Source organism: Sulfitobacter sp., assembly GCF_036961165.1.
In the GTDB taxonomy this organism is placed as follows: domain Bacteria; phylum Pseudomonadota; class Alphaproteobacteria; order Rhodobacterales; family Rhodobacteraceae; genus Sulfitobacter.
The window spans coordinates 12,256-21,422 of record NZ_JBALVJ010000062.1 but is presented as its reverse complement, the minus strand read 5'-3'; the positions used below and the strand labels follow the sequence as shown (position 1 = coordinate 21,422).

Here is a 9,167-nt window from a genome sequence, read left to right as displayed (position 1 = left end):
CTGCGCTATGTCGCAGCCGTTTCTGCGGCCCATTATTGCTGTGCGTTTTACAAATGGGCGGATTCCAGACCTTCGCTGCAAGTGCGAGGTGGTCGTGCGTCAACAGCGAGAGCCGACATTCACATTTCCTTCAAAAACAGGAAGACTATTGCCACGATAATATCGGTTTGGCGGCGACCAGGTTTTATGTTGCTTTAAACACTGTCGTCTGCTTCTTGCGATGATTTGGGGGCAAGGCTCAGATCGACGCCCCACAAAAGTAACCAAATTGCCAAGGCCATTTCATTGAGCCAAATTGGCAAGGATAACAGCGTGTCGATCTTTGACCCACTGTCTATCCAACCAAACAGAATGAGCATGCAGGACAAAAGCAGCATCATGCCGCCAATTAATCCCCAAACCGACATTAGCACGGGATAAAGTACGAGCGTCCCAACACTGAACAGCGTTAGCACCAAGAGGAATGCGGAATCGTGGATCGTAACTCCAACTACGCCGTTTTTTGGGGAGAGCAGGATCAATAGGCCGGTTACGGCCACCACGCCAAGGCCCGCCTCGATTACGCGCAGCCGAAGATAGGTCACGGCCAAACCTTGTGTATATCGCCAGATGATTGGAAAGAGCGCCATAGCAATGCCTGCACTTGCAAGCGCATTTGTAATTTCCAAGATCACGCCAATAATAATCCATGATCTTTGTTTGGCGACCTGTCCTGCGACGTCTGTGCCGCCCAGTATCGGGTTGGTCAGCGCAAAGCCTGCCATTGTAGCCGTTGTCTGATCAACCAGTTGTATGCGCACTTCGAATTCCTTGTCACTCGTCTGGACCAACTGGATGCGCCGGGCGCCCTCGTGCTCCAGATCGAAACCGAGTGGTGACAGCGTCACCTCGCCGACACGAACGAGCGTCGCTTGGCGTCCCTTCACCTGAAAACTGCGAAATGGCGACCCGCAGGGGCAGGAGTCGTCGTCGAACCGAATACAATCGCCCAGATCGTAGCGGATGAAGGGCTGAACCTCATTGGCGAGCACGGTCAGCAGAACGGTCGCCGACAGCGTGCCGTCGGGAACGGGCTGCATCGCCTCGTCAACCGCTTCCAAGATAACCTAGTCTTCGTTCATATGCTTCCGCCCGTGGCTGCACTCGAACGATAGCGCCAGACACTTGGTGCATCCATAAGGGTCTGAGATGCCGTATTTCAGCGACGGGAAGGCCCGCCCGACCCGTGCGCGAAGATCGTCGGTGCGTGTCTCTCCCCCTGTGGTGAAGAGCGCAGGTGCGATCTGCAGCCGCCCGGCCTCCTTTTCCTTGGTCAGGATGCTTAGCATGCTGAGGTAGGTTACGATCCAGGCGACGTTTGAGATCGCATTTAGCCTGTCAACGATCCGGTCAACCGGCTGCTCAGCCTCGACGACCGTCAGACCAAATCCCTTCGCCAATGCCGTATACAGGCGTTGCACCAACTTGTTGAAGCCGTTTCCGGCGAAGTGACCATTTCCGCCAGTGATCGTCACCCTCACCCCAAGCCTGCGGACAAGCCCACTGCTTTGTAGACATCCAGAAATAGCTGGCACATGGTATTGGCACTAAAATGCCCACCCTTTTGACTGCGGAACAGCGGCTGATCCAAGCGACCCAGCTGCTTGCCTGCGCCATACTCCGCAAGCGCCTTACGCAAGCGCTGGCTCAAATACACAGTGCGGGTCTTGCCGCCTTTACTTTGCTCCGCGCTCAAAATGAACTGCTCGCGCACTGCACCCAGAGTGAAATCTGTGACAGAAACCCGCTGCCCCCTGCCGGGCGTGACCACATTTCGGCATAGTCAACAGTTTCAAAATCGTTGCCAGACTGCCTTTGGCTGACGTAACCTGACCTTCAAACCCTGTTTTTGGGAGTGCCTAATGTCAATGAAGGAATTCACAATGGTCTTGCTTCGCATGCTTCTGGCCCTGCAAATCTTCATCGCCGCGCCGATATGGGCACAGGAGGCTCCGCTCATATTAGCCTCAGGTAAGGGTGAAATTGCCCACCCTGACGTGGCAGAAGTCGGTATAGGGCTGGCGTCTGTTGCGGATTGGAGCACACAGCAACCCTTTATCGATGTAATGAAAACAGCGCGCCCTTGGATCGGTCATATGCCAGGTCAGTTTGGCGGAATGAGTTATGAAGAGTTGGTTGAACGGGGGGTATTGGATGGAGATGGCTGGCCCCTTCGTATCCCGCCCGAATTAGGCAGCATTGGCACCTTGGTCCTGACTGATATGCCTGAGGCAGCGGTGTCGCTCAGGGGAGGCTACCGCGTAGAGTATGATGGATCAGGGATCGTCGAGATATCCGGACGCGCCCGGAACGTGCGCTATGGTGAGGGCGCAGTGACCTTCGACTACGAACCCGGACCTGGCTTGGTTGAAATTCGGATACAGCGAAGCCTTTCCTCTGATCCAGTGCGCAATATTACTGTGATCAAGGAAAGCCACCTTGCCCGCTATGCCACTGGTGAACGTTTCAACCCGGATTGGATAGAACGGATCGATGGGTTCAAAGGGCTGCGATTCATGGATTGGATGCAGACGAACAACTCCACGCTCTCGGATTGGACCGCGCGGCCAATACCAGATGATTTTACCTATTCGTGGCGAGGTGTTCCGATCGAAGTACAGGTTGCGCTGGCCAATGAGCTTGCAATTGATCCCTGGTTCAACATGCCCCATCTGGCTGATGACGCTTTCGTGCGCGCCTTTGCCGAATATGTCAGGACCAATCTTGATCCCAAGCTTAAGGCTTACGTCGAGTTTTCAAACGAGGTCTGGAACTGGCAGTTTGATCAAGCGATTTGGGCGGATGAACAGGCCCTTGCACGGTGGGGGGTGAATGACGCGTGGGTGCAGTTCTACGCCCTACGGGCGACCGAAGTGGCTCAGATATGGTCAGAGGTCTTTGAGGATACGGCAGCGGACCGGTTGGTCAATGTGATCTCGACCCAGACCGGGTGGATCGGTCTGGAAGAGGCCATTTTGGAAGCCCCCCTTTGGCAAGCAGAAGGCGCAGGCAAACCTATCCCCGCAGAGGCATTTGATGCCTATGCCGTGACAGGTTATTTTAGCGGAATAGTAGGGTTCTTGGAATTCGAAGATTTGGTTCAGGGCTGGCTGGCTGACAGCCTTATACAGGCACAGGACGCCGCAACGTCATCCAGGTTAAGTGGTGAAGCCGCAGCAAGATACATCGCCAAACATCGCTATGACCATGCAAGCGCGGTTGCTGCGCGCGACGTGCGCGACGGATCAATCAGCGGCACCCCGGACGTTGCCGTAACCGATCTGATTGAACGTATCTGGCCGCACCATGCAGCGGTCGCGCGCAAATATGACCTTGACCTGATCATGTATGAGGGAGGCACCCATGTCGTTGGCCTCGGCCCGCAGTTGGACAATCCCGAACTAACCGCGTTTATGCTGCATTTCAATTATACTGACGAAGTGGCGGCGATCTATACAACGATACTTGAGGCATGGCGCGATATTGGCGGGGGCCTTTTTACCACCTATAGCGATGTCTACGCGCCAACAAAATGGGGAAGCTGGGGCGGGTTGCGCCATCTTGACGATGAAAATCCACGCTGGGATGCGTTGATCGCATTTCAATGAAAATGTCAGGTTCTTGCCATCGGTGTTGAGCGATCTCAACAAGGTGATCTAGAAGACGCTCTCAACGCCTTTCTAGATCAGCAAATACACCATTGGCTAAAAGACGTGTCTGCCTACTAAGCGGTGCTAATTGTGGTCTCACTTTGTTTGCGATGATTGCCATCACGATCATCATAATTGTTTAAATCGCACCAAATTATCCGAGATCATGCAGCCAAGTCCGTCTGACCGTGATGTTCATATTGAACTATATCGGCAGCACCTTTTGCATCAACAAATGGACTGACGGATCAGTACTGTTTCTCAAAAACACGCACAAAACGCCATGAATCAAGTCAAACTTTGGAAATTTCTGTTTATAATTGACTAAGCATTCCGTTGCACCAATACAGATTAAGAACAGATTTGCCTATTGAGGGAACAGGAATGTGAACATGTTGGAGCCGATTGAAGCTGGTTTGAGTATTCCTAGTGTTCTGGCCAAGATCGACGTGCTGAGCGATCTTTCAATTGTTATTCCAACCTTTCATGAAGTGGAGAACATTCCGATCATTCTGGATCGTATCAATCGCCTGAAAGAAGCCTATGACCTGACTCTAGAAGTTCTTTTTATGGATGACGGCAGCAATGATGGCAGCGTAGAAGCGGTCATTGCATCTGGCTACAGCTGGGCAAAACTCATCGAACGTACGGGACCACGCGGACTCAGCGCAGCCGTCATTGATGGCTTTGAACGCGCACGTTATACTGTCTTGATCTGCATGGATTGCGATTTGAGCCATCCAGTCGAAGTGATACCGCAAATGGTTTTAGCGTTGGCCACGGGACAACAATTTGCAGTCGGCTCGCGCTATGTTTCTGGTGGGTCGACGGATGATGACTGGGGTATTTTCCGTTATCTGAATTCTCGGGTCGCAACATTGTTAGCGCGTCCGCTGACCAAAGTGAGCGATCCGATGTCTGGCTTTTTCGCCATGCGTCGTGAGGATTTTCTTAATTCTGACGATCTGAACCCAGTGGGCTACAAGATTGCGCTGGAAATCATCGTGAAGTGTCACTTCAATAACGTCGCAGAGATACCAATCCATTTTTCGGACCGGATCCACGGGGAAAGCAAACTGACCCTCACAGAGCAGTTGAAATACCTCAAACATGTGAGACGCCTTTATCTGCACTCCTTTTCCAACGCCATGCACCTTCTGCAATTTCTTGTTGTGGGTGCTTCAGGCGTGGTGGTCAATCTGAGCGTTCTGAGCCTGCTTTTGCTGCTTAACTTGCCAGATACGATTTGCCTTGCAGGAGGGATTGCTGTCAGCGTTGTAACCAACTTCCTGCTAAATCGCAGGTTTACATTTTCTTATGCGCGCGATCGCAGCATTGGCAAGCAATTCCTCGGATTCATCAGCGTTTCATCCTTTGGCATTGTGGTAAACTATCTCGTCGCGATGTCGGCCAGCAAATCAGGCTTGGCGGACTTGACCTACGGGCTGCATTTGTCGGCCCTAGCAGGGATCTCTTGCGGCATGTTCTTCAATTACATAGGCAACCGGTATGTCGTGTTTCGTAAAACCCGCATTCATTCGGACAGAGCCAAATAGATGAACGACTTGCCGTCAGATGTGCCTGCACAAAACAAAGCTCGGACCAGATCAGGCGTACGGGGGTATTGGCCAGTCACGCGTTTTGATCTTTTGATTTCGATTTTGATCACTTTTCTGGGGTTCGTGGCCCGGATCTATAGTATTGGGGCATCTTCGCTCTGGGTCGATGAAGCCGCGTCACTGGCATTCAGCAGGATGGATTGGACCGATCTTTTCACAACGCTCCCTGCGATCGAGACAAACCCGCCCGTTTACTATGCGATTTTGAATGGCTGGACATCCTTGGCCGGCACATCGGAAACCGCCTTGCGGATGCCCAGTGCCTTAGCCGGCACAGCAAGTGTCTTCATTCTCTTCTTGATTGCGCTTAAACAATACGGACGCACCGCAGCAATTGTCGCTGCGGGTTTTCTGGCGGTCTCTGCCCTCCATGTATCGTATGCTCAGGAAGCACGGGTAACCCCGATGGTTACGTTGCTGTTCACCATCGGACTTGGTCTGGTGAATGCGCTGATCTCACGCCTGCAAAATCAGCAAGCAACATGGGTTCTTTTTCTCGCTTTGAGTGTTGTGGCTGCCGCATTGCCCTATCTTCATTATAGCGCATTTTTCGTGGCTATTGTGTTGGGCTGCTATGCGCTGCTTCGGCTATTCTTTGGTGGTCATTTGCGGGCGGTCGCTGGGCGTATCGGTGCGGTGGCTGTTCTCGTACTCCTGTTGGCGTTTCCGCCACTATTCTGGGCGTTTGAATTGTTGGGGCATGCTGACAGTCCTGCGGGCTGGTTGAAGCCGCCTTCATTTTGGGATGCAAAATATGTGTTTCACCAAGCACTGGGCCATGGATATCTTCCCTTTGGCCGCGCAGGATGGCTCCCTGCGGATGTACAAGACAGCTCGGCCGTACGTTTGCTTGCGACAAGGCGTCTTGCGGAATTGTCCTTGTTCCTAATCTGTTGCGTTGGCGTTTTGATCAGCCTTAGGCAAAGAGAGAATAGCATCCCCGCTCTTCTTATTACACTGGGTGTGGTAATCATATTATTCTTTGGCATAAGCCAAGCCAAGCCCATCCTTATCGAGCGAACTATTACCTATTCCACTCCAATGCTGGCAATGATTGCCGGTTATTCTGTCAGCGTTATGCGATGGAGACCATTAGTCATCGTAGCAGCATTCAACGTTATTGGGTTCCAGGCTGTAAATCTTTCAGCCTATTATCCGCGGGCCGAGAAGGAACCTTGGCGTGCCCTTTTTGCGCGGACAGAATCGAATTATCGCGCTGACAATGCCGTTATTTTCGCAAGTGGACCGTATCTTTCGCCGACGATTAGCACGGCCATTCTAGCGGAATATTACTGGGCAGGTTTGCCAAAGCAACATGCATTCACCCTTCAGCCTGCTGTTGCAGGCCGCCTTCATGCGTTAGGATTGTCGCTGACACCTTGGGTGAAGGATCTCAATCTGCAAACGGCTTGTGCTCAATTGGGTGCAAATACCGGAATTATAGTCATATTTCGCCGATCAGAAGATGCCGAGCAGCTGGTACAAACCTTAGGTGCGCTTAACAGCCGCCTTTTGTCTCAAACTACAGAAGGCGAATTGGGGTTCGAGCTTTGGTCGGCTACGTCATGCACTTGAACATAAATGATATTTCAAACCAATGGCTTGTTTACTTTCACCGTACACTTCACGAACGGCTGCTGTTGGACAAAAACCTGTGATCAAAATGTGTTGGACAAAAACGGTTCCCTGATTGCGGCTATGTCAAGCGGGATGGCGATTGTCCGTCCAGGGTCATGGTTCTCTCCGAGGTCGCGTGATGCGCCTCACGATGGTTTTCGGTGGTGGATCGTCTCCAATGTCGTTAGCGGGTTGCGCGGCAAGAGCCGCGTCCCAACTGTTTTTACGAGATCGATCAACCTCCGTCCCTTCGGGACTTCGCTTCCCGCCCGTCCGGCGAGAATTCAGTTCAGGCAGTGGCCTCCTGTGTCCATTGATAGTCGGTTTCAGTTTTCCAAAGCGTCAGCATGAGCACGGCGATCTTGCGGGCGGTGGCGACTGCAGCTTTGCGAAACCCGCGTCGCCCAGCCAACCGAACGGCCCAGGACTTGAGCGCAGAGAAGCGTTTCACTTGTGAGATAACGCAGGACGCCGCCTCGAACAGAAGCCCGCGCATGGCAGCATCGCCACATTTTGATACGCGGCCAGACCAATCCATTTCACCGGACTGGTGTCACTTCGGTGTTAAGCCGAGGAAAGCGCCCACATCAGAAGTTTTGCTGAACCTGGTAGGATCATCGATCAGCGCGACAAAGCTAAGTGATACGATCGGGCCAACGCCGGGGATCGTCATCAGACGACGCGTGACTGGATGGCTCTTAGACTTTGACAGCAACGCGCGATCCATGTCAGCAGTCGCCTGACACAGCGTGGCATGAGCTGCGATGAAGCCGTCCGCAATGGCACGCAACACGGGATCAGTTTCACCAGCCATGGCCAGCTGGTCACGAAAGCCCTGCCTTTGCCGACCTTGACCAACACCAATCATGCGAATGCCAAAGGTCTTCAGCATACCCCGGATGTGGCCTTCCAGATCCTTGCGCAGCCTGATCAAGCGTTCGCGCGCCCCGATGAGACTGCGCAACCGATCCGACTCTTCGCTGCGGATGTGAACCGGCGTGAACCAATTGGTGCGCGCAAGTTGCGCGAGACCTTCTGCATCCGCACTATCGGATTTGTTCAATCGCGCAGACAGGCTCTTGTGGGCCTTGCGCGCGTCGATGCAGATCGCGGGCAAGCCAAGCTGGATCATTCCACGTTGTAGCCAAATCGAAAGCTGTCCACTTTCATGCACGATCCGCTTGGGTTCCAAGGACCGGTTCTTAAACCAACTGGCAACGCCTGCCGGATCAGCGGGTGCAACACCTCGTGCCACCACTTCCCCATCGTTGTCGATAACACAAATCGAAATCTCTTTGAGAGACACGTCTAATCCTGCATAATATGTCATGGTCGTTCTCCTCACGGCTGTTATCCATGAGGCCAGTATACTGGACCTCGTTCGCCACCGGAGAGCGGCCGCCGCAATCACACCATGTCGTATTTGCCAGTGCAAAAGTACCAAGTCGATGCAATCTGGAAACGATGCTCAATCTGGACCGGGGTGGGAGCAGAAAGCGTCGTGCTAGGACTGTCTAGAGCCTGATTCTCAAATCACACGAATTCGAACGTTATATCCGTCTCCGCCAAAACGACACCGGTTAGAATTACGCTATCAGCTCCATACGTGATTGCGGTATTCATGCCATCGTCGGCCACGGTAACAGGTGTTCCGACTGTGAAACGTAAAACATCCTCAGTGGCAACGAAATCAGAGATTTCGTCTGCGCCACTTCCGGCAGTGAAGACAAATGTGTCAACACCGTCCCCGCCGTCAAGCAGGTCGGCCCCGACACCGCCCAGCAGGGCGTCGTTGCCATCGCCGCCGTAGAGCCGGTCGTTGCCATCGCCGCCGTAAAGGCGGTCGTTGCCATCGCCGCCGTAAAGGCGGTCGTTGCCGTTGCGCCCGTAGAGCCGGTCGTAGCCTTTATGCCCCCAGAGGACGTTGTTGTCGGCGTCGCCGCGCAGGTTGTCGTTGTGCAGGGAGCCGTACAGGTGCTCGATGGAGACATAGGTGTCCCCCGCCGCAAAACCGGTATTGCGGTCTGCGTATTGCAGGTCTGCCACGACGCCTGCGGTGGCGTCAGTGTACTGGGCGCGGTCGATGCCATTTCCGCCGTCAAGCAGGTCGGCCCCGACACCGCCCAGCAGGGCGTCGTTGCCATCGCCGCCGTAGAGCCGGTCGTTGCCATCGCCGCCGTAAAGGCGGTCGTTGCCGTCGCGCCCGTAGAGCCGGTCGTAGCCTTTATGCCCCCAGAGGACG

The 9,167-nt window shown here is 53.6% G+C and carries 7 protein-coding genes and 1 pseudogene; 3 read left to right on the top strand and 5 right to left on the bottom strand.

All coding sequences use genetic code 11. The features are described 5' to 3' along the window. Positions 1–194 precede the first annotated feature (194 nt). The 3 genes from V7730_RS18180 to V7730_RS18170 are packed head-to-tail and all read right to left on the bottom strand — an operon-like array spanning position 195 to position 1,735. Positions 195–1,100, bottom strand: a complete 906-nt coding sequence (locus tag V7730_RS18180; RefSeq protein WP_335749006.1) for a DUF4386 domain-containing protein — start codon at positions 1,098–1,100, stop codon at positions 195–197. Between the two features lie 6 nt (positions 1,101–1,106). Continuing rightward, positions 1,107–1,520 carry a hypothetical protein gene (locus V7730_RS18175; RefSeq protein WP_335749005.1) on the bottom strand — a complete coding sequence of 138 codons (414 nt, stop codon included), beginning with the start codon at positions 1,518–1,520 and terminating at the stop codon, positions 1,107–1,109. Next, on the bottom strand, positions 1,517–1,735 hold the full coding sequence (locus V7730_RS18170; RefSeq protein ID WP_335749004.1) for a hypothetical protein: 219 nt from the start codon (positions 1,733–1,735) through the stop codon (positions 1,517–1,519). The genes V7730_RS18175 and V7730_RS18170 overlap by 4 nt, the downstream gene beginning before the upstream one ends. Before the next feature lie 187 nt (positions 1,736–1,922). Here V7730_RS18170 and V7730_RS18165 point away from each other — a divergent pair, with 187 nt between their 5' ends. The 3 genes from V7730_RS18165 to V7730_RS18155 all read left to right on the top strand — a co-directional run bounded on the left by V7730_RS18165 (position 1,923) and on the right by V7730_RS18155 (position 6,883). Continuing rightward, complete coding sequence (locus V7730_RS18165; RefSeq protein ID WP_335749003.1) at positions 1,923–3,647, top strand: hypothetical protein; 1,725 nt, start codon at positions 1,923–1,925, stop codon at positions 3,645–3,647. A gap of 434 nt (positions 3,648–4,081) precedes the next feature. Next, the gene (locus V7730_RS18160) at positions 4,082–5,245 is read left to right on the top strand and encodes a glycosyltransferase family 2 protein (RefSeq protein ID WP_335749002.1); all 1,164 of its coding nucleotides are present in this window, start codon (positions 4,082–4,084) and stop codon (positions 5,243–5,245) included. Further along, positions 5,246–6,883 carry a glycosyltransferase family 39 protein gene (locus tag V7730_RS18155; RefSeq protein ID WP_335749001.1) on the top strand — a complete coding sequence of 546 codons (1,638 nt, stop codon included), beginning with the start codon at positions 5,246–5,248 and terminating at the stop codon, positions 6,881–6,883. It begins immediately after the preceding gene. A 331-nt stretch (positions 6,884–7,214) separates the two neighbouring features. Here V7730_RS18155 and V7730_RS18145 read toward each other — a convergent pair. Both V7730_RS18145 and V7730_RS18140 read right to left on the bottom strand, forming a co-directional pair. After that, positions 7,215–8,255, bottom strand: a pseudogene (locus V7730_RS18145) (IS110 family transposase). Between the two features lie 203 nt (positions 8,256–8,458). Beyond that, a partial coding sequence (locus V7730_RS18140) for a calcium-binding protein (protein WP_443070245.1) occupies positions 8,459–9,167 on the bottom strand: 709 nt, incomplete at its 5' end.

Coding starts and splice junctions, on each gene's coding strand:
- V7730_RS18155 (WP_335749001.1), top strand. CDS start 5,246: ATGAACGACTTGCCGTCAGATGTGCCTGCACAAAACAAAGCTCGGACC.
- V7730_RS18160 (WP_335749002.1), top strand. CDS start 4,082: ATGTTGGAGCCGATTGAAGCTGGTTTGAGTATTCCTAGTGTTCTGGCC.
- V7730_RS18165 (WP_335749003.1), top strand. CDS start 1,923: ATGGTCTTGCTTCGCATGCTTCTGGCCCTGCAAATCTTCATCGCCGCG.